The sequence below is a fragment of the Pantoea sp. VS1 genome (genome assembly GCF_002207995.1).
GTDB lineage: Bacteria > Pseudomonadota > Gammaproteobacteria > Enterobacterales > Enterobacteriaceae > Pantoea > Pantoea dispersa.
The window spans coordinates 205,905-225,053 of the sequence record NZ_NHZE01000045.1 but is presented as its reverse complement, the minus strand read 5'-3'; the positions used below and the strand labels follow the sequence as shown (position 1 = coordinate 225,053).

Sequence of the window (19,149 nt, the reverse complement as noted above, 5' to 3'; positions counted from 1 at the left end):
TTAACGATTACGTGGTGACTCAAACCGCCACGAACTCGCGGTATCCCGACCAAATCACATACACCGCGAAATAACAAAAAATCAGCGCTGAGGCGAGATACGAATACTTCAGCAGGCGCTCGCCTAACAGCTTTCCGCCCATGCTGCCGATCAGGCAGATCACACAGGTCCACACCACCCCGGCGAGGAAAAACCCGCTTAGAAACCATGAGGTTGCACCGGCATCGCTGTGGCCGATGCGGGCTATCAGCGCGCCGCCCACGCTGGCGAACCACAGAATCGCCGTCGGTGACGACATCGCCAGCACGATGCCGCGCCGAAATTCGCGCAGCAGTGAACGATAAGGCTGGGTTTCAGCCGTGGGAATATCGATTTTTTTGGCCAGCGCGGCGTAAAGCATTTTAGCGGCAAACCACAACAGTAAGATGCCGCCGCCAATCCATAACAACCAGCGCACCGGCGTAAACTGCAGTACCACCGCCATGCCAGCCATCGCCAGCAAGGCGTAAATTAAATCGCCCACGCAGGTGCCCATGCCCAGCCAGAAACCGTGCAGATAACCGCGCTGCATCGCCAGCGTCAGCATGGCGATGTTGGCGAGTCCGATATCCAGACACAGCGATAAACTCAATAAAAAACCATTAGAAAACGGCAGCATAACGTCGTGACCATCCCTGAGTTCGGTAAAGGAAAGATTAAAGCATGCGTGCCGGGGCTTTTTACACTGCTTCCTGCCATCCATAACCAAACGCTATGACCTATTAGCAAAGGCACAATTAAATAAACCGATTTGTGAAGCCGATCGGCCTGCGCTGATTTGCGCGCAGGGAATGCCACTATAGTCGTTAACGAGACGTTAACAACGTCCGTTTCAATACAAAAAAATCAACCTGGTTTGGGCGCAGGCCCGTGAAAATTCCGATTATGGTGGAAAGACAATGAGTGGATACCCAAAACCGGCAACTGGCGGTTTAGCAACAAACTTAACCGTGGCAATATCACTGGCTCTATTGACGCTGGCGGGGAGTGCTATGGCGCAGAACACGGAACATCATCAAACAGCATTAGTCGGCACCTGGACCAGTATTCCGGATGCCCCTGCGGTACAAAAGCCGGATCGACCCAGTGAAGGTTTGTATCGCATGCAGGTCAACAGCGACGGGACGCTCAAGCCGCTGGAGGTGATCAGGATGAAAAGCCCGTCGTGGATCGTTAAATCACGCGACGGGCGGTTTGCTTATACCACCAATGAAGAGAATGCCGGTGCCGTTACCGCGCTGGCGATCGATAAACAGGGCGCAGTGCGTGTGCTGAATCAGGTCGACAGCCACGGCGAGCAGCCGACGCACGCCACTCTTAGCCCGGACGGCAAATTCCTGTTTGTCGCCAACTATTCGGTGGCGAAAGGCGGAGCAGGGGTAACGGTGTTCCCGATTGCGTCGGACGGCAAGCTGGGCGAACAGGTCCAGCATTTCGCGTTCAGCGAAGGCAGCGGCGTGGTAAAAGATCGGCAGGATGGCGGCCATGCGCACTCCACCACCTTTACCCATGATGGCCGCTATCTGTATGCGGCCGATCTCGGTGACGACAAACTGCATGCCTATCGCTACCACGCGGATCGGCGAGAGCCGCTGCAGGCGGATACCAGCCGTGATGTGAGCTTTGCGCCAGGTGCGGGCCCGCGCCATATGGTGTTCTCCGCCGACGGTAAACACGCTTATGTGATTACTGAAATGGCGGGCGAAATCGTGGTGTTCCGCGTCACTGATGACCGGCTGGAACGGCAGGCACAGGTAGCGCTGAATACGCAAAACAGCAGTGCCGCCTATAAAAGCGGTGGCGGCATCATTCTCAGCCCGCAGGGTAAATTCCTGATTGCCGCTAACCGCGGATCTGACAATCATCTGCTGGTGTTTAAGATTGCCGCCGATGGCAGCCTGACAGATCCACAGCGCTATGCCGCCGACGGTATTGAGCCGCGCGCGCTGGCGTTTGATAACAGCGGTAAACACCTCTATGTCACCAACGTGTTTACCAACACCATTACGCTGTTTGATTTTGATGCGCACAGCGGCAAGCTGAGCGCGCGCGGTGTGGCGGCGAAGCTGGCAACGCCAACCGACATCAAATTCTTTAACTAACTTCCCTTTCACTCATCCGGTGCGCGTGACGGCGCACCGTCTTCCGCCATAGCCGACAGCGCGCTTTCCAGCGAAGCCGGAAACATCTGGCCGTGACTGAGCCCGGGAAACAGCTGGAAGCGAGCCGCCAGGCCGTTCTCCTGCATGCCGTCGAGAGTGGTGCGAATCCGGCTCAGCACATCGCTGACGCCAGAACGGGATTCGCCGTTGCCTTCCATCAGCACCAGCTGCTTCTGCTTAAACGATGTGGGCGTCACCGCCGCCATTTGCTGCAACAGCGTTGCGTCGCCGCGCAGGGAAGGACTGGCGGCAAAATAGCGCTGGAAAAATCCGGAGGTCAAATAGCTGTCCAGCACAAACAGCCCGCCGTAAGAGTGGCCCCACAGCGCACGCTGCTGCGCATCGATCGGCAGATTCTGTTCGGCACGCGGCGCGATAGTCTGTTCCAGCAGCTGGCGGAAGGCGGCACTGCCGCCGGCTGGCCGGCCGCGACGATCCTGCATCTGTTGTGGCGGGGTGTAATCCAGCGTGCGCGCAGCGAGATCGAACGGCAGCGGGGTCTGATAGCCTACCGCCACCAGCACCGGCGGGTTGCCTGCCGCCAGCTTCTGCAACAGTGCTTCGCTGAGATGGTTCATCACCGCGTTGCCATCCAGCATATACAGCACCGCGTAACCGTTGGCCGGTGCCGGGTTACGTGGCACCGCCGTCCACACCTTGTAGTGGCGCTGGCCGTCAGCGGAATCAAACGTGTTAACAGTGAAGCGATACCAGGCAGAGCCTTTGTCGGCAATGTTGGGTCCGAGCGGCGTCATATCAGGCCGGGCGAAACCGACAGCGGGGCTGAGCAGCAGGCTCAGCAGGGTGAACAGCGGAATGATAAGGCGATAAATCATGGCGCTTCCTTACTAGCTGGCGAGTCAATTACTTCCGTGTCACAGCGAAAGCGCCAGACAGATTAGTGATAATGATTATTAATTTCAACAACCATTTTGCACCGTCACGCGCCGTGCGGAAGTGTAAAGATTTCGTCAGGATTGCCGATAACGTAGCGGTATAATACCAGCGAGGATAGTCAGGGTGATTAACGGTATCGGACCGGGTAGTTTCTCACCGCTCCATCTCAGCAGCGCCAGCGCACGCGTGACCAGCAGCACGGCAAGCAATGCGACCCGGCAAAATAGTCTGACGGCAGACGCCTCAGCGAAAGTCACCTTTAGCGAAGCCACCGACGCCATCTCTGCGGTGTACCAGATGACGCCGGCGCGCGTCACCGCCAGCACGCCTCTTTCGCCTGATATGCAGACGCAGGCGATGGGTGCGCTGCGCAGCTCGGGCGTCAGCATGAACGGCATTGGCAGCGCGTTGCTGAGCGCACTGACGCAGCAGCGTGACGATGTCACCATCAGCGTACCGGCCAGCGGCGGCGCGCAAACTGACACGCAGAGCGCGGTGGCGCTGGAGATTACCACTCAGTCCGGCGTGAGCCTCACCCTGCAGATGACGCGGCAGCAGGATGGCGTAGCGGTGGCGCTGAAAACCACTCACGGTAAGCTGAACGATGACGAAGCTGCGGCAATTGCCAAACTTTCCGGCGCGCTGGAGAAAACCCTGAGCGGGCTGGATAACGGCAACGGTAAACTGGATGTCGGTGACCTGCTCAGTTTTGACAGTAACCAGCTGGCCAGCGTAGATCTGAAAACCGACCTGCGTCGCAGCGGCGAAGTGATGCAGTCGCTGAATCTGCATGCCGACCCGGGTTCACGCTGGCTGGGTTTCCATAATGCCGACGCCAGTTTCAAACTGACGACGGACATGCGCAGCCTGGCGCAGGCCAGCAACGCCGGTCAGCAGCAGAGCGCCCTGGCGCAGTGGAGCGCGAAATTTGATCAGGCCGCTTCGCGCGGTCACGGCGATCGCGCGGCGCTGGCACTGTTTAAGCAGGGTTTCGAGAGCTTAAACAGCACCAGCGCGGCGGCCGGCCTGGCGATGCGCACCCCGCAGGCGATCACCGTAGGCGCGCATGCGGCGCAGGCCGGTGCTATCAGCGGCCTGGCGGATTTCTCGGCCAGCTATCACCAGACGGCGCGCTCCAGCAATCCGCTGAAGCCGGAAGAAGAAGATACTTTCGCTCTGGATGTGGCGCAGCGCAGCAGCCAGCAGAAGAACGGCGATACGCAGCGCATGACGCAGGAAACCCTGTTTAAGCTGAACGCCAGTTTTCATACCGCGCTGAGCGCCAGTTCGCCGCTGGCGCTCAATGAAACCAAAGAGTCACAAAACTATCACTACCACCAGATTCACGATGAAACGCGCAGCACCACTGAGGTGACGCAGGATGCGCAGGGCAATCTCACCGCCCGTTTCGCCCGGCAGCTGACGCAGCAGGAAACGGTGAAGACCTATCAGCTGGCGAAGCTGATTGACAGCACCAGCACACCGCACAGTGAGAAGAGTGAATCGACGCGCCACTATTCCCCGGCGATGTATCTGGCGCAGGCGTAATACCAGGATAACGTAATGCCCACTTTATTGCGCCAGCCCATGGCGCAATAAAACAATAATGTCATTTATCACTATCGATAGCGGAATTAATACTTAAGATTATTCACCCGTGTCACTCAGCGTAATAACCTTGTATCTCCGCGCCCGCTAACGCCTTCTTATCCCTGATAAATTCTTTATTCTCTTTCTGCATGCCGTTTGCCGGATATAGCATAACCGCGCTCTTTACCGCTGTTATTCCCGCTGATTATCATCGCGCTCAATCTGTTATTAAATTACGGCTCTCTGCCCTGGCAGAATGAGCCTGTGAATCACAGCAAAATAAAAAGTGAATCCAGCGATGACGCAAATCAGGGCTCAACAACTTCAGCGCGCGGCGGTGATCACGTCTGACGCGGCGGCAATCGACGCTGCCCGCCACCTGGCGGAACAGGCGAAAGCCGGGGCAGCCGAACGCGACCAAAAGCGTATCTATCCGCGTGAACTGCTCGATCAGTTCACCCAGCTGGGGCTGGGCAGTATCAGCGTGCCGCGCCAGTTTGGCGGCGGCGGTTTGTCGTTTGGTACTGTGGCGGAGGTGTTCCGCCTGATCTCCGCCAGCGATCCGTCGCTTGGCCAGATTCCGCAAAACCACTTCGGGCTGATCCAGTTCATCCTGGGGGAAGGCAGCGTGCAACAGCAGCAGCGCCTGCTCAGCGCGGTGGTACAGGGCCAGCGGCTCGGCAACGGCGGTCCGGAAAAGAACAGCAAACACACGCGTGATGTGCAGGCGCAGCTGGTGTCAGGTCCGGAGGGGTTACGGCTCAGCGGTGAAAAGTTTTATTCAACCGGTGCACTGTTTGCCGACATTCTGGTGACCACCGCGCAGCAGGAGGGCCAGCCGGTGATGGCGTTCATTCCGCTGCCGACGGCAGGGGTGGAGATTATCGATGACTGGTCGGGTATCGGTCAGCGCACCACCGCCAGCGGCACGGTGAAGCTCCAGCAGGTGGCGGTCGACGCCGGTTTGACCATCGCGCTACCGTCGCCCGATAAGCCAACGCTGCGCGGTGCCGTATCGCAGCTGATCCAGGCCGCGATTGACGCCGGGATCGCCCAGGGCGCGCTGGATGAGGCGCTGGCGTTTATTCACAGCAGCTCGCGTCCGTGGGTGGACGCGGGCGTGAGCCGCAACGCTGACGATCCTTACATTCTCGCCGATGTCGGGCGTATCAGCACCGAACTGAGCGCCGCCAACGCGCTGCTGGTGCGCGCGGCGCGCGTACTGGACAGCATTGACCCGCACGCGCTTACCGCTGCGCACTGCGCACGCGCCTCCATCGCGGTTGCAGAAGCCAAAGTGCTGACCACCGAAATTGCGCTGAAAGCCAGTGAAAAGCTGCTGGAGTGGAGCGGCAGCCGCGGCACATTGCTGAAGCATGGGCTGGATCGCCACTGGCGCAACGCGCGCACCCATACGCTGCACGATCCGGTGCGCTGGAAAACGCACGCCATCGGCAACTATTACCTCAATGATGTTCTGCCCGCGCGTCATGCGTGGATTTAAGGAGCGATGATGACGCAGGTTTTCGCTAAACAGCCGGCAGCACGCATCCGCAGCGCGCAGCAGGCCCTGCAGGTGGCAGAAGAGCTGGCTGAACGCTTTCGCAGCGGCGCAGCGCAGCGCGATCGGCAGCGTGAGCTGCCACATGCTGAACTTCAGCACTATTTCCAGTCCGGCTTAGGTGCCATTACCGTGCCGCGTGCGTGGGGCGGTATTGAGATTTCCAGCGCAGAACTGGCGCAGATTTTTGTCATTCTCAGCGCTGCCGATGCATCGATCGGTCAGGTGCCACAAAATCACTTCTACGCGCTGGAAGTGCTGCGCGTTAACGGCAGCGACGTCCAGCAGCAGCGGCTGTACAACGAAGTGCTGGCGGGCGTTCACTATGGTAACGCGCTGGCGGAGTTCGGCTCTGCGGCGGCGCATCAGCGCACCACCGCCTTCAGCCAGACCGCCAGCGGGCTGCGCCTCAATGGCGACAAATTTTACTGCACCGGGGCGCTGTTTGCCGACCGCATCCCGACGCTGGCCATCGCCGATGACGGCAAAGAACAGCTGGTATTTGTGCCGCGCCATCAGCCGGGCGTGACGGTGATTGATGACTGGAGCGGTTTCGGCCAGCGCACCACCGGCAGCGGCAGCGTGCAGTTTCGTGATGTGGCGATCGCGCCGGACGATGTGGTGCCGTTTCACAGCGCGTTTGAGCGGCCGACCACCGTCGGACCGTTTGCCCAGATTATGCATGCGGCCATCGACCAGGGCATTGCCCGCGCGGCCTTCAACGACATGCTGGCTTTTGTGCAGCAGCGCGCGCGGCCATGGCCGGACAGCGGCGTCGAGCGAGCCTGTGACGATCCGCTGACGCTGGATCGCACCGGGCGGCTCGCCGCACGACTCAGCGCCGGTGATGCGTTACTGGATGTCGCCGGGGAGGCGGTCGATGTCGCCCAACGCAACCCGAGCGCTGAACACGTCGCGCTGGCATCGGTTGAAGTGGCGAAAGCCCGTGCCTGGACCACTGAGGTGGCGCTGGAAGCCGGCAACCTGCTGTTTGAGCTGGGCGGATCGCGCGCCAGCCTGCGCGAGCACAATCTCGATCGCCACTGGCGCAACGCGCGTACCCATACGCTGCATGACCCGGTACGCTGGAAATATCCGGTCATCGGCAACTATCTGCTTAACGGCGTGCTGCCACCGCGACGGGGAACGCTATGAGCCGCAAACAGATTCTGCTTAATGCTTTTAACATGAACTGCGTGGGGCATATTCACCATGGCATGTGGACCCATCCGCAGGACCGCTCAGTGGAGTTCAATTCGCTGGCGTACTGGCTGGATTTAGCGCGTCTGCTGGAGCGCGGCCTGTTCGACGGACTGTTCATTGCCGATATTCTCGGCGTTTACGATGTGTATCAGCAGGGTATCGACCTGACGGCGCGCGAGTCCATTCAGCTGCCGGTGAACGATCCGCTGATGCTGATTTCCGGCATGGCCAGCGTGACGCAGCACCTGGGCTTTGGCGTGACCGCCAATCTGAGCTACGAAGCCCCTTATCCTTTTGCCCGCCGCCTGTCGACGCTCGACCATCTGACCAATGGCCGCATCGGCTGGAACATCGTGACCGGCTATCTCGACAGCGCGGCGCGCGCCATGGGGCAGCAGCAACTGCTGGCGCACGATCGGCGCTACGACCAGGCCGATGAGTTTCTTGATGTCACTTATCAGCTGTGGGAAGGCAGCTGGCAGGACGATGCGTTGCTGGCCGACAAACAGCGCCGGCTGTATGCCGATGCGCAGAAGATTCACGCGATCAATCATCAGGGCGAATTTTATCAGGTGCAGGGCTATCACCTGAGCAGCCCTTCGCCGCAGCGCACGCCGCTGCTGTTCCAGGCAGGCTCATCCGCGCGCGGCGTGGCGTTTGCTGCGCGGCACGCCGAGTGCAGTTTCGTGAATGCCAGCTCGCCGGCGGCGCTGCGCGAGCAGGCGCAGCGTCTGCGCCACGCGGCGGTGGCGGTGGGTCGCCAGGCGGACGACTTACGCATCTTTATGGGTGTCAGCGTGATCGTCGCCGCCAGCGAACGCGAAGCGCAGGAGAAGCACCGCAGCTATCTGGAATACGCCAGTGCCGAAGCCGGCATTGCGCACTTCTCCAGCTCAATTGGCGTCGATCTCGCCGCGTTTGGCCTCGATGAACCGATTCACAGCGGCGACACGCGCGCCATTGAATCAGTGAGCAAAGCCTATAACGGCTGGACGCGTCGCCAGCTGCTGGAGCAGCATGCGCTCGGCAGCCGCTATCCGGTGATTGTCGGCAACCCGTCTCAGGTCGCCGACCAGTTGATCCGCTGGATTGATGAAGGCGACATCGACGGCTTCAATCTGACGCGCATCCTGAATCCGCAAAGCTACCGCGATTTTATTGAGCTGGTGGTGCCGGAACTTCAGCAGCGCGGCCGCTTCAAAACCGCCTATCAGCCGGGATCGCTCCGGCAAAAAATTTTTCAGCAGCAGGATCGTCTGCCCGCGCGCCACCCGGCCGCGCGCTGGCGGCCTGCGGCTGACGTTCGTTAATTTAACCTCAGGGAGTCAGGATGAAATTTGCCTCATTAGTGGCGTTGAGCGCCGCAATATTAACCGCCAGCGCGTTTGCCGCCGGTGACTACAGCGGTGCCCTCAAAGTCGGTACCACGGCGGCTTTCGCGCCGCCGCTGGAAACCGCCGTGGCTGAAGCGAAAAAGCAGGGACTGCAGGTGGAGCTGGTGGAGTTCACCGACTGGACTGCGCCGAACGTGAGCGTGGAAAATGGCGACATTGACGTCAACCTGTTCCAGCACAAGCCGTTTCTTGATAATGCCAACCGCGAGGGCGGTTTCCATCTGGTGCCGTATGCGCCCGCCATCATCAATAACATCGGGCTCTATTCGAAGAAGCATACGGCAATCGATCAGATTCCGGACGGCGGCACGGTGGCGATTGCCAATGACCCGATTAACGGTGCGCGCGGATTGCTGCTGTTGCAAAAAGCGCAGCTGATTACGTTAAAACCGGGCAGCGGGCTGAAATCCACCGTGGATGATATCGCCAGCAATCCCAAACACCTGAAAATCATCGAAGTGGAGGCGGTGCAGCTGTCGCGCTCGCTGGATGAGGTCGACCTGGCGCAGGGATATCCGCACTATCTGCGTTTGTCGAAGACCATCGACCCCAACAAGGCCCTGTTATTTGATGGCCTTGAGCATCCGGAATATGTGATTCAGTTCGTGATTCGTGACGGACATCAGGACGATCCGCGACTGAAACAGTTTGTTGATATCTATCAGCACTCGCCGGTGGTGCGCGCGAAGCTGGATGAGTTCTACGGCAAGCTGTATCAGCCGGGCTGGAGCCAGTAATCATGGTCAGCCTGACTCTTCCTGGCGAGCAGACGGCGCTGCACACCACGACGCCGGTTGCGGGCCGTGCGCATGTGCAGATCCGCGGGCTGAGCAAACGCTATGACGGCCAGTCGCAGGATGCGCTGAAGCACATCGACCTGCAGGTTAAACGCGGCGAGATTTTTGGCATCATTGGCCGCAGCGGCGCGGGCAAATCGACGCTGATCCGCTGTCTGAACCGGCTGGAAAATCCGACGCAGGGTGCGGTGGTGATTGATGGTATCGATCTCAGTTCACTGAGCGCCAGCCAGCTGGTGCAGTGGCGGCGCCGCACCGGCATGATTTTTCAGCACTTCAATTTACTGTCCGCTAAAACGGTGCGGCAAAACATTGAGCTGCCGATGAAGGTGGCCGGCATACCGGCGGCGCAACGGCGGCAAAAAGTGGATGAGCTGCTGGCGCTGGTTGGGCTGGAAGCGCGCCAGCATGCCTGGCCGGCGCAACTCTCTGGCGGGCAGAAGCAGCGCGTCGGCATTGCGCGCGCGCTGGTGCACGATCCGGAACTGCTGCTGTGCGACGAGGCAACCTCGGCGCTGGATCCGGAAACCACGCGCGCCATCCTCGCGCTGCTGAAAAAAATCAATCAACAGCGTCATATCACTATTGTGCTGATCACCCATGAGATGGACGTGGTGCACGACTTGTGTCACCAGGTGGCGGTGATCGATCAGGGTGAAATCATTGAGCGCGGTCCGGTGTGGCAGGTGTACAGCGATCCGCAGCATGAGACGACGCGGCAGTTGCTTAATCCGCAATTCGGCGCGCTGCCGGAGGCCATCCAGCCGCTGCTGACGCCACAACGTCAGGACGTGGACTCGCGTTTGCTGGTCCGGCTGCGCTACAGCGGGCAGGGCGCGCAGCCTGATCTGGCGGCGATCAGCGCACAGGTCAGCGGCGAGCTGACGCTACTGTATAGTGCGGTTGAATGGGTCGATCGCAAACCCACCGGCCAGCTGTTGCTGCTGCTGGATGCCCGGCACGACGCGCCGGCAGCCCTTACCGCGCTTCATCCGCTGGCGGACCAACTGGAGGTTGCAGGTTATGTCACTGGCTATTGATCGTTTATGGCAGGGGTTGCTGGATACGCTGCTGATGGTCGGCGTGTCGTCGCTGCTGGCACTGCTGATCGGTTTACCGATGGCGGTGATTCTGGTGGTGACCGGGCGCGGCGATCTGTTCCCCAATCCGCTGCTCAACCGGCTGCTGGGCTGGCTGGTGAACCTGTTCCGCTCGATTCCGTTTTTGATTCTGATGGTGGCGCTGATCCCGTTTACCCGCTGGATTGTCGGCACCACCTACGGCGTCTGGGCGGCCGTGGTGCCGCTGACGCTGGCGGCGACGCCGTTTTTTGCCCGCATCGCGGAGGTGAGCCTGCGTGAAGTGGATAAAGGGCTGACGGAAGCGGCGCAGGCGATGGGCTTTCAGCGCTGGCATATTGTCTGGCACGTGCTGCTGCCGGAAGCGCGGCCTGGCATCGTCAGCGGTTTTACCATTACGCTGGTGACGATGATTAATGCCTCGGCGATGGCCGGTGCGATTGGCGCCGGCGGGCTGGGCGATCTGGCTTATCGTTACGGCTACCAGCGTTTCGATATGCAGGTCATGCTCACGGTGATCGTGGTGCTGGTGGCACTGGTCACGCTGCTGCAGCTGTGTGGCGACCGGCTGTCACGCCGGCTGAACCATCGCTAAAGGCGTTTTACCTGATCTGCAGGCCGTCAAGCGCCGCCAGCAACGCGTCGACCTTCGGCAGCAGCTGTTTGCGCCGCGGCCAAATCACCGACAGCGGCAGACCGTCCGGCTGCTGCTGCGGCACAATCACTTCCAGCGCGCCGCTCGCCAGCGCGTCACGCACCAGCCATGACGGCATCTGCGCCACCCCAAGGCCAGCGCACAGCGCCTGCATTTGTGCATCCACGTCGCCCAGCGCCATGCGAGACGGCACCTGACGCCAGTGCGGATGTCCATCCTCCGTGGTGAACAGCCACGGCTTGGTACTGCCGTCAACTCGCTCGTACAGAATCGCCCGATGCTGCAGCAACTCACTCTCGCTGGTCGGTCTGCCTGCGCGCGCCAGATAGTCCGGCGCGGCGCAAAACACCATACGCTCGCGCCCCATCGGCCGGTAGCCGAGCGAGGCGGGCAGATCGGGCGAACCGCCGATGCGCACTGCGACATCAATGCCCTCATCAAACAGATCAATAAAGCGATCCGAGAAGGTCAGGCTGAGTTCCACATCCGGATGCTGCTGACAGAACGGAATCAGCAGCGGCATGACGCCGAGGCGGCCATAGGTATTCGGCACCGCCAGCCGCAATCGCCCGGAAGGAATGGTGCGCTGCGCCGCCAGTACCGCTTCGGCTTCCGCCAGCTCCTCCATAATGCGCAGGCAGGTCTGATAATAGGCGCTGCCGGCGTCGGTGAGCGTCAGGCTGCGGGTGGTGCGCTCCAGCAGGCGAGAGCCGAGCCGCGCTTCCAGCCGCGTCACGCTTTTGCTGATGGCGGAACCGGTCAGGTGCAGACGCTCAGCAGCAGCGGCAAAACTGCCGCTTTCAACACTGGCGACAAAAGGAACGATGTCTTTCAGACGCTGATCGTGCATGTATTGGTGAATCCAGTTCAGGAATGATGTGAATTAATGCCACGGCTAAGAATTTAATTCTCTATTACGCTAAGGATAACTGCAACAGAGGAGATTCGACATGCAAAAACAGGCGTTAATCGTGGGGATCAGCGGGGTTATCGGTCGTGCGCTGGCGGAAAGGCTGCAAAGTGAGGGCTGGCAGGTAACCGGTTTGTCGCGCGGACGCGGTGCCATTCCGGAAGGTTGCCGCAGTCTGACGGCCGATCTGACCGATGCAGAAGCGGTGCGCAATGCGCTGGCGCAGGAAAAACCGGATGCGCTGTTCTTTAGCGTCTGGTCACGCCAGGCGAATGAAAAAGAGAACATTCGCGTTAACGGCGGCATGGTGCATAACGTCATTGCTGCGCTCGGTGAGCGGCTGAACGGCGCGCATGTGGCACTGGTGACCGGGCTGAAGCACTATCTTGGTCCGTTCGAAGCGTATGGCAAGGGCGCGGTGCCGGTGACGCCGTTCCGCGAAGAGCAGGGACGTCAGCCGGTCGATAACTTTTACTATGCGCAGGAAGACGAAGTGTTTGCCGGCGCAGAGCAATATGGCTACAGCTGGAGCGTGCACCGTCCGCACACCATCATCGGTTATGCATTGGGTAACGCCATGAACATGGGGCAGACGCTGGCCGTTTACGCCACGCTGTGCCGTGAAAAAGGCTGGCCGTTTATCTTTCCCGGCTCGCCGCAGCAGTGGAACGGTCTGGCCGATGTCACCGAAGCCGGTTTACTGGCGGAACAGCTGCTGTGGGCGACCCGTGCTGAAGGGGCTGCCAATCAGGATTTCAACGCGGTGAACGGCGATGTGTTCCGCTGGAACTGGCTATGGCCGCGTCTGGCAGACTATTTCGGTATTGAAGCTGCAGACTATCCGGCACAGATGATGCCGCTGGAAGGACGCATGCAGGAAGCCGCAGCGGCCTGGCGTGAGATCGCTGCGCGCTATCAGCTGCGCGAAGCGGACATCGATAAACTGGCGTCGTGGTGGCATACCGATGCGGATTTGGGACGGCCGATGGAGGCGTTTACCGATATGAGCAAGAGCCGTAAAGCCGGCTTTACCGGCTATCGCGCCACGCTGGATTCCTTCACCCAGCTGTTCGACCGGCTGCGTGCGGAGCGCATCATTCCCTGATAGCGTCACTGGCCGGCCTCGTCAGGCGATCTGCACCCAGCGCCGGCCAAGCAATACGGTCAGCACGATGATGCTCACAATGGCCGCCAGGTGCTGCAGCAAATCCAACGCATGCAGGTGCACCGGATGACAGAACGCCAGCAGGCTTACCGCCATGCAGGCGACGCCCAGGCCCGCCATGGCCAGACTGCGGGCCGGATAGAGCGCCCGCGTCCGGCGCAGACTGATGATGGTCAGCAGTAGCATCGGCAGACTCACCACCAGCAGGAAAACAAAGCACGGCAGCGTGTCGTGCTGCTGCAGCGGCGTGGCCGTTTGCAGCAGACTGCTGGCGCTCAATCCCAGCCACAGCAGGCCCGGCGGCAACAGTAGCTTTGCGCTGATGCCGCGCCGCCCTGCAATGCTGAGTTCAAAGGCGCTGCGCATCGCCAGCAGCCCGAGGATAAAGGCCAGTATCAGTTGCAGCGCGGCCTGCATCGCGCCGGCCTGCGACCAGTCGGTCAGAGTGCGTGGCACCAGCAAACTGGCCGCGATGCCCGCCGGTAGCGCCAGCGCCAGCCAGCCCAGCACGCGTTTTCCGGTCGCCGGCGGGCGTTTCACCGGGCGCAGATCGCGCCCCAGTTTTTCAATCAGCAAATGATGGTCAGTCATGGTTTGCTCCAAAGCGGCGCAGATTGATGAGCGCACGGTGCAACAGCGATTTCACCGCCGACACGCTCAGATTATGGTGTGCCGCCGCCTCGTTCAGGCTCATTTCATGCAAATGAACATGCTCAACGATTTCGCGCTGACGCAGCGGCAGCTGGCTGAGATAGCCCGCCAGCTCCTGCCGGGTGTCCAGCTGCTGCTGTTCTGCCGTGCTGGCGGGATCGGCGGCCTGAGCGTCGTCAAGCGTACAGTGATGCTGGCGGCCGCGGCGGCGCAGGGCATCAATCGCGCGTGCCGAGACTATCGCCGTCAGCCAGGGCAGAAAAGGGTAAGCGGGATCGTAGGTATGGCGTACGCGATGCAGCGTAAGCAGCACATCCTGAATCACATCTTCCGTTAAGGCTTCATCGCTCAGCCTGCGCCGCACCTGCGCACGTATCACCGGCACCAGCGCCCGCAGCAGCCGGGTATAGGCACACTGATCCCCGGCCTGCGCGCGTTCCATCAGTCCGGGCCAGTTTTCACGTGCGCTATCGCCTGTGTGCATACGCTGCCTTGTTGCCGTTACGTCTTCTTCGCTGCCGCCTGGTTTAACGCATCCACTACGATGCCGGGTGTCAGCACCTGCGGCAGTACTTTCGGTGGTCCGCCATCAGCCGGATACACCAGGTACATCGGTAAACCGCCCTGACCAAACTCACTCATCACGTCATCAACGTTCGGGTTAAATTTAGTCGAGTCTGCCACCATGTACAGCGTACCGGTTTTCGCCAGTGCGGTTTTCACCGCCTGGGTCGACAGCGAGGTCTTCTCGTTCACCTGGCAGGTGATGCACCATGATGCGGTAAAATCGACAAAAATCGCTTTGCCATGCCCGCGCTGAGCAGCCACCGCCTGCGGCGTCCACGTCTGTTTGCTGACATGCGCCTGCACATCGGCTTGCAGCGCCGCGCCTGGCTTGATCAGCCCCGGCAGCGGCGCGATCACCGCAATCAGCAATATCGCCGTGACGCTGAACAGCGCTTTGTGCCCTTTTCCGGCAAAGCGGCGCTGCTGCGCCATGCCATACAGCCAGCCGGCAAACGCCAGCACCACCGAGGCGGCCAGCACAACAGCCAGCGCGCTGCTGCCCGCCTGCTGGGCCAGAATCCACACCAGCCAGGCCCAGGCACCGAGCATGGGAAAGGCCAGCCCGCGCTTAAGGATATCCATCCAGACGCCAGGACGCGGTAAAAATCGTGCCAGCGGCGGGAACAGCGACAGCAGGGTAAAGGGCGCGGCGAAGCCGAGCGCCAGCGCAAAGAAAATGGCCAGCGCAACCGCAGGGGGCTGCACCAGCGCGTAGCCGATGGCGCTGGCCATAAAGGGCGCGGCACAGGGTGTGGCTACGATGATCGCCAGTGCTCCGGTCAGCGCGGAACGCAAAAAAGCGCCGCGCTGGATGTCGATGGCCCCGACGCGCTGCACCGTTAGTCCCACCTCAAAGACGCCAAGCAGGTTAAGCGCGGCAGCCAGGATCACCAGCGACAGCAGGGCGATCACCAGCGGTGACTGTAGCTGAAAGCCCCAGCCGACCGCGGCGCCACCCGCGCGTGCGGCCAGCAGAATGCCAGCCAGCGCCATCATGGTCACCAGCACGCCGAGCAGGAATCCGAGGCCTTCCCGGCGCGCGCTGGCAGCCTGGCTTTGATGGCGCAGCAGGCCAAGCGCTTTCAGCGAAATCACCGGAAAGACGCACGGCATGAGGTTGAGGATGATGCCGCCCAAAAAGGCGGCCAGCATCGCGGTTAACATGGCTGGCCTCTCACTTACTGCGCTTGCGGATGTGCAGCGTCATACTCTTTCACTGCCGCCAGCGCTTTTTCGATGTGGGTATCCGGGTTTCTGTCGGTATAGCTCAGCAGAATATTGCCGTTGGGGGCAATCACATAAGAGGTGCGGTCAGACAGCGTTTTGCCTTTTATCTGCATCAGCGTTTTATATTCGGCGGCCACTTTGGCACCCGGATCGGCAGCTACGGCGAATTTGTCACGACACTCCAGCTTAGAAAAATCGCTGATCTGCTCGGTGTTACCGGCAGTGACGCCAATCACCGTGGCGCCCATTTTTTTGAAATCATCCGTGGCTTCGGCGAAGTCGTGCGCCTCAATGGTACAACCCGCGCTGAAGGCCGCCGGGAAGAAGTAGAGCACCACCGGCCCTTTTTGCAGCGCCTGCTGCAGCGAGAAAGTGAGCGGCTTACCGGCCAGCGCGCCCTGAAGTTCAAAGTCAGGTGCTTTGGCCCCGACGGGCAGCGCCGCGCCAGCAGCGAAGGCGGCGAGGCTCAGCGTGGTGCCGAGGGTGAGGGTAGTGATGAGATGCCTGATAGTTGTCATGATCTGCTCCTGCGGTGAAAGAGGTCCGGTTAGGGGTGTTCAGCCAGACAGTTCGCCGCAGTCGGTAAAAAGTTGCGCGGAGGGCAAAAAAAAAGCAGGGCAGATCCCTTTTTCCCGTCTCGTTTATTTATTCTTTGCGTGAAATCCTTACAATAATCGCCTGATGTTTTTTTAGGTTTTAGATATGTCTTCAACGTCTTGCGATAAACAGAACAGTGAAACCCAGCAGCTGCTGGCCTCCCTTGAACAGCACATTGCCGAGCCGCCTCCCCGGGTGCAGCCGGTGCCGGAAGATTTCTGGCAGCAGCTGGAGACGCTGACCCACGGCGACGACGCCTGACTCAGTTGCGCGGCTGTATACCGTGGCACACCATGCTCAGGGTGTGCTGCAGAATCATTTCGGTATCAAAGCCCGGCTCGTGGGCAAAGCGGGTAAAGGGCACCAGTACCATGCTGAGAATTGAGGTCATCAGCACATCGACATTCAGCTGGTTGTTCAGTAATCCCTGCTGCTGCCACTGAATCAGCAGCGCGCGAATTCGTTCGCGTCCGGCATGACCGTGACGCTGTTTCAGCGTGCCGCCCAGCCCCTGACCACTGGCGACTTCCTGCAGCCACAGCGGTGCGAACCAGTCATGACTCAGCACGATATCCGCGAACTCTTTAATAAACCCGCTGATCGCAGCGACAGGGTCACTACTCTCTTCGACAAAATGCGCTTCCAGCCGTTGCCGTAACGGCACAAAGCGTTCCGCGACCACGGTATCCAGCAGTGACTCGCGCGACTGAAAATAGTAATTCAGCATGGCCGGGCTGACGCCAGCTTTACGGGCTATGGCGTTGAGCGAGGTTTCCGCGATGCCGTTTTGCGCATACAGCGCGAGCGTGATGTCCAGCAGATGCTCGCGCTGCTGGGCATTGATTGCGCCGCCGCGTGGACGGCCCGGCCGGCGGGGTTTATCAGAAGGCGCTGTCTCGCTCTCCATCACTTTTTGTGCGGTCATCTTTACGTACTCACGGGTTTCGTGTCAGACTTCGGTTAATATTAATTGTGCATTTAATTAATTTCAAACGGTGTCGTTATGAAACCTCAATCTATCACATCGCAGCGCGACAGCGGGGCAACTAGCCCGCCTTCCATTCGCCTGCTGATGGGCGCGCTGATGCTGGTGATGCTGCTGTCCGCGCTTGATCAGACCATCGTCTCGACCGCGCTGCCGACTATCGTCGGCGAACTGGGCGGGCTGGATCGCCTGTCGTGGATCGTCACTGCTTACATGCTGGCCTCAACCCTGGTCGTGCCGCTGTATGGCAAATTTGGCGATCTGTTTGGCCGCCGAACGGTGCTGCAAATCTCGGTGGTGCTGTTTTTGCTGGGCTCGGTGCTGTGTGGGCTGGCGCAAAACATGCCGCAGCTGATTTTTACCCGCGCACTGCAGGGACTGGGCGGCGGTGGATTGATGGTTGTGAGCATGGCGGCGGTCGCGGATGTCATTCCGCCCGCCGATCGCGGCCGGTACCAGGGCCTGTTTGGCGGCGTGTTTGGTCTGGCGACGGTGATTGGGCCGCTGCTGGGCGGTTTTATCGTGCAGCACATGTCCTGGCGCTGGATTTTCTACATTAATCTGCCGCTCGGCCTGCTGGCGCTGCTGATCATTAATGCGGTGTTTAAAGCGGATAGCCGACGCAAACCTCATGAAATCGATTATCCGGGTGCGGTGTTTCTCAGCCTGGCGCTGGTGGGCGTGACGCTGTTTACCAGTGAAGGCGGCACGCTGCGCGAATGGTCAGATCCCCAGCTATGGTGCATTCTGGCCATGGGGCTGGTTGGCGTGTTGGGGTTTATTTATGAGGAGCGACGCGCGTGGGAACCCATCATTCCGCTGGATCTGTTCCGCAATCGCAGTTTTTCCCTCGCCAGTCTGATGGCGTTTATTATCGGCATGGCGCTGTTTGGCAGCGTGACGTTTTTGCCGCTTTATCTGCAGGTGGTAAAAAACGCCACGCCCACCGAGGCCGGACTACAGCTGTTACCGCTGATGGGCGGGCTGCTGGTCACCTCGATCATTAGTGGTCGCATGATTAGCCGCAGCGGGAAATACCGTTTGTTCCCCATCGCCGGGACGCTACTGGCCACAACCGGGATGGCGCTGATGACCACGCTGACGCTGGATGCGCCGCTCTGGCACATTTATCTGTTCTCCAGCGTGCTCGGCATGGGAATGGGCATGACTATGCAGGTGCTGGTGCTGGCGGTGCAAAATGCGGTGACGGCCGATCGCATCGGCGTAGCGACCTCATCGGTTACGCTGTTTCGCTCGGTGGGCGGTTCGATCGGCGTTGCGCTGTTTGGCGCTGTGTTCAGTCACGTGCTGAAATCCGGAGCGACCCGACTGATAGAGCAGGGTAACGTGCTACCGCCTTCGCTGGATCCGGTCGCCGTGAACCATTTGCCTGCAGCGCTGCGTCAGGCTTATTTGCTGGTGTTCAGCGATGCGGTGCATGCCGCATTTCAAATGGCCGCCGGCGTTATGCTGCTGGCGTTTATACTGTCGCTGCTGCTGCCGGAGTCGCCGCTGCGCGATAACGTGCGCAAATAAGCTTTCCGGTTATTTCGCAGCAGGTCCGTCGGTCAGGCTGCGGAATAAAATTTAAACGCAATTTGCCGGATAAATAAGCGCTGTCGGCGCAAAGCAGCAAAAGATATAGATTTTTATTCTAAATACATAGCGTT

19 protein-coding genes are annotated in these 19,149 nt (G+C 60.1%); 11 read left to right on the top strand and 8 right to left on the bottom strand.

Features of this window, described 5'->3' with window-relative positions:
- Positions 1-19 precede the first annotated feature (19 nt).
- Complete coding sequence (locus tag CBW22_RS17805; protein ID WP_058770305.1) at positions 20-658, bottom strand: LysE family translocator; 639 nt, start codon at positions 656-658, stop codon at positions 20-22.
- A gap of 373 nt (positions 659-1,031) precedes the next feature.
- Between CBW22_RS17805 and CBW22_RS17800 the strand changes: the two genes are divergently transcribed.
- Entirely contained in the window at positions 1,032-2,141 is a 1,110-nt protein-coding gene (locus CBW22_RS17800) for a lactonase family protein (RefSeq protein WP_031279983.1), read from the top strand.
- An 8-nt stretch (positions 2,142-2,149) separates the two neighbouring features.
- On the opposite strand, the gene CBW22_RS17795 is transcribed toward CBW22_RS17800, so the two are convergent.
- Positions 2,150-3,037: an alpha/beta hydrolase gene (locus CBW22_RS17795; RefSeq protein WP_176428141.1), complete on the bottom strand. Its 888-nt coding sequence runs from the start codon at positions 3,035-3,037 to the stop codon at positions 2,150-2,152.
- Between the two features lie 184 nt (positions 3,038-3,221).
- Here CBW22_RS17795 and CBW22_RS17790 point away from each other — a divergent pair, with 184 nt between their 5' ends.
- The 7 genes from CBW22_RS17790 (at position 3,222) to CBW22_RS17760 (ending at position 11,317) form a co-directional block, all read left to right on the top strand.
- Entirely contained in the window at positions 3,222-4,646 is a 1,425-nt protein-coding gene (locus tag CBW22_RS17790; RefSeq protein WP_088517374.1) for a hypothetical protein, read from the top strand.
- Between the two features lie 340 nt (positions 4,647-4,986).
- Positions 4,987-6,192, top strand: a complete 1,206-nt coding sequence (locus CBW22_RS17785; protein ID WP_088517373.1) for an SfnB family sulfur acquisition oxidoreductase — start codon at positions 4,987-4,989, stop codon at positions 6,190-6,192.
- A 9-nt stretch (positions 6,193-6,201) separates the two neighbouring features.
- The gene (locus CBW22_RS17780; protein WP_088517372.1) at positions 6,202-7,404 is read left to right on the top strand and encodes an SfnB family sulfur acquisition oxidoreductase; all 1,203 of its coding nucleotides are present in this window, start codon (positions 6,202-6,204) and stop codon (positions 7,402-7,404) included.
- Positions 7,401-8,762 carry an LLM class flavin-dependent oxidoreductase gene (locus CBW22_RS17775; protein ID WP_088517371.1) on the top strand — a complete coding sequence of 454 codons (1,362 nt, stop codon included), beginning with the start codon at positions 7,401-7,403 and terminating at the stop codon, positions 8,760-8,762. Before CBW22_RS17780 ends, CBW22_RS17775 begins: the two co-directional genes overlap by 4 nt.
- Positions 8,763-8,782: 20 nt before the next feature.
- A complete protein-coding gene (locus CBW22_RS17770; RefSeq protein WP_088517370.1) occupies positions 8,783-9,583 on the top strand; it encodes a MetQ/NlpA family ABC transporter substrate-binding protein in 801 nt (266 codons plus the stop codon).
- A 2-nt stretch (positions 9,584-9,585) separates the two neighbouring features.
- Positions 9,586-10,683: a methionine ABC transporter ATP-binding protein gene (locus tag CBW22_RS17765; RefSeq protein WP_088517369.1), complete on the top strand. Its 1,098-nt coding sequence runs from the start codon at positions 9,586-9,588 to the stop codon at positions 10,681-10,683.
- Positions 10,667-11,317 carry a methionine ABC transporter permease gene (locus CBW22_RS17760; protein ID WP_021508962.1) on the top strand — a complete coding sequence of 217 codons (651 nt, stop codon included), beginning with the start codon at positions 10,667-10,669 and terminating at the stop codon, positions 11,315-11,317. Before CBW22_RS17765 ends, CBW22_RS17760 begins: the two co-directional genes overlap by 17 nt.
- Positions 11,318-11,324: 7 nt before the next feature.
- Here CBW22_RS17760 and CBW22_RS17755 read toward each other — a convergent pair whose 3' ends face one another.
- Positions 11,325-12,227 (bottom strand): LysR family transcriptional regulator, encoded by a 903-nt coding sequence (locus tag CBW22_RS17755; protein WP_058759045.1) that lies wholly within the window; start codon positions 12,225-12,227, stop codon positions 11,325-11,327.
- A 100-nt stretch (positions 12,228-12,327) separates the two neighbouring features.
- On the opposite strand from CBW22_RS17755, the gene CBW22_RS17750 reads away from it, so the two are divergent.
- The gene (locus tag CBW22_RS17750; RefSeq protein ID WP_058759046.1) at positions 12,328-13,392 is read left to right on the top strand and encodes an SDR family oxidoreductase; all 1,065 of its coding nucleotides are present in this window, start codon (positions 12,328-12,330) and stop codon (positions 13,390-13,392) included.
- 21 nt (positions 13,393-13,413) lie between these two features.
- Here the strand turns inward: CBW22_RS17750 and CBW22_RS17745 are convergent, their stop codons facing one another.
- From CBW22_RS17745 to CBW22_RS17730, 4 genes are read right to left on the bottom strand one after another with little or no spacing between them, the layout of a single operon-like run.
- Positions 13,414-14,043, bottom strand: coding sequence for an NrsF family protein (locus CBW22_RS17745; protein ID WP_088517368.1), 630 nt, complete (start codon positions 14,041-14,043; stop codon positions 13,414-13,416).
- Entirely contained in the window at positions 14,036-14,587 is a 552-nt protein-coding gene (locus CBW22_RS17740) for a sigma-70 family RNA polymerase sigma factor (protein ID WP_088517367.1), read from the bottom strand. The genes CBW22_RS17745 and CBW22_RS17740 overlap by 8 nt, the downstream gene beginning before the upstream one ends.
- 17 nt (positions 14,588-14,604) lie before the next feature.
- Positions 14,605-15,834 (bottom strand): protein-disulfide reductase DsbD family protein, encoded by a 1,230-nt coding sequence (locus CBW22_RS17735; RefSeq protein WP_088517366.1) that lies wholly within the window; start codon positions 15,832-15,834, stop codon positions 14,605-14,607.
- 14 nt (positions 15,835-15,848) lie between these two features.
- A complete protein-coding gene (locus CBW22_RS17730; protein ID WP_088517365.1) occupies positions 15,849-16,415 on the bottom strand; it encodes a peroxiredoxin in 567 nt (188 codons plus the stop codon).
- 184 nt (positions 16,416-16,599) lie between these two features.
- On the opposite strand from CBW22_RS17730, the gene CBW22_RS26390 reads away from it, so the two are divergent.
- Positions 16,600-16,755: a hypothetical protein gene (locus CBW22_RS26390; protein ID WP_021508969.1), complete on the top strand. Its 156-nt coding sequence runs from the start codon at positions 16,600-16,602 to the stop codon at positions 16,753-16,755.
- Position 16,756: 1 nt separating this feature from the next.
- On the opposite strand, the gene CBW22_RS17725 is transcribed toward CBW22_RS26390, so the two are convergent.
- Positions 16,757-17,419 (bottom strand): TetR/AcrR family transcriptional regulator, encoded by a 663-nt coding sequence (locus tag CBW22_RS17725; protein WP_058770292.1) that lies wholly within the window; start codon positions 17,417-17,419, stop codon positions 16,757-16,759.
- Positions 17,420-17,497: 78 nt separating this feature from the next.
- Between CBW22_RS17725 and CBW22_RS17720 the strand changes: the two genes are divergently transcribed.
- On the top strand, positions 17,498-19,015 hold the full coding sequence (locus tag CBW22_RS17720; protein WP_088517364.1) for an MDR family MFS transporter: 1,518 nt from the start codon (positions 17,498-17,500) through the stop codon (positions 19,013-19,015).
- Positions 19,016-19,149 lie beyond the last annotated feature (134 nt).

What these genes read in the sequence shown, in the direction of transcription:
- CBW22_RS17805 (WP_058770305.1), bottom strand. Translation starts at nt 658, where the DNA reads ATGCTGCCGTTTTCTAATGGTTTTTTATTGAGTTTATCGCTGTGTCTG.
- CBW22_RS17800 (WP_031279983.1), top strand. Translation starts at nt 1,032, where the DNA reads ATGGCGCAGAACACGGAACATCATCAAACAGCATTAGTCGGCACCTGG.
- CBW22_RS17795 (WP_176428141.1), bottom strand. Translation starts at nt 3,037, where the DNA reads ATGATTTATCGCCTTATCATTCCGCTGTTCACCCTGCTGAGCCTGCTG.
- CBW22_RS17785 (WP_088517373.1), top strand. Translation starts at nt 4,987, where the DNA reads ATGACGCAAATCAGGGCTCAACAACTTCAGCGCGCGGCGGTGATCACG.
- CBW22_RS17780 (WP_088517372.1), top strand. Translation starts at nt 6,202, where the DNA reads ATGACGCAGGTTTTCGCTAAACAGCCGGCAGCACGCATCCGCAGCGCG.
- CBW22_RS17775 (WP_088517371.1), top strand. Translation starts at nt 7,401, where the DNA reads ATGAGCCGCAAACAGATTCTGCTTAATGCTTTTAACATGAACTGCGTG.
- CBW22_RS17770 (WP_088517370.1), top strand. Translation starts at nt 8,783, where the DNA reads ATGAAATTTGCCTCATTAGTGGCGTTGAGCGCCGCAATATTAACCGCC.
- CBW22_RS17765 (WP_088517369.1), top strand. Translation starts at nt 9,586, where the DNA reads ATGGTCAGCCTGACTCTTCCTGGCGAGCAGACGGCGCTGCACACCACG.
- CBW22_RS17760 (WP_021508962.1), top strand. Translation starts at nt 10,667, where the DNA reads ATGTCACTGGCTATTGATCGTTTATGGCAGGGGTTGCTGGATACGCTG.
- CBW22_RS17755 (WP_058759045.1), bottom strand. Translation starts at nt 12,227, where the DNA reads ATGCACGATCAGCGTCTGAAAGACATCGTTCCTTTTGTCGCCAGTGTT.
- CBW22_RS17750 (WP_058759046.1), top strand. Translation starts at nt 12,328, where the DNA reads ATGCAAAAACAGGCGTTAATCGTGGGGATCAGCGGGGTTATCGGTCGT.
- CBW22_RS17745 (WP_088517368.1), bottom strand. Translation starts at nt 14,043, where the DNA reads ATGACTGACCATCATTTGCTGATTGAAAAACTGGGGCGCGATCTGCGC.
- CBW22_RS17740 (WP_088517367.1), bottom strand. Translation starts at nt 14,587, where the DNA reads ATGCACACAGGCGATAGCGCACGTGAAAACTGGCCCGGACTGATGGAA.
- CBW22_RS17735 (WP_088517366.1), bottom strand. Translation starts at nt 15,834, where the DNA reads ATGTTAACCGCGATGCTGGCCGCCTTTTTGGGCGGCATCATCCTCAAC.
- CBW22_RS17730 (WP_088517365.1), bottom strand. Translation starts at nt 16,415, where the DNA reads ATGACAACTATCAGGCATCTCATCACTACCCTCACCCTCGGCACCACG.
- CBW22_RS26390 (WP_021508969.1), top strand. Translation starts at nt 16,600, where the DNA reads ATGTCTTCAACGTCTTGCGATAAACAGAACAGTGAAACCCAGCAGCTG.
- CBW22_RS17725 (WP_058770292.1), bottom strand. Translation starts at nt 17,419, where the DNA reads ATGACCGCACAAAAAGTGATGGAGAGCGAGACAGCGCCTTCTGATAAA.
- CBW22_RS17720 (WP_088517364.1), top strand. Translation starts at nt 17,498, where the DNA reads ATGAAACCTCAATCTATCACATCGCAGCGCGACAGCGGGGCAACTAGC.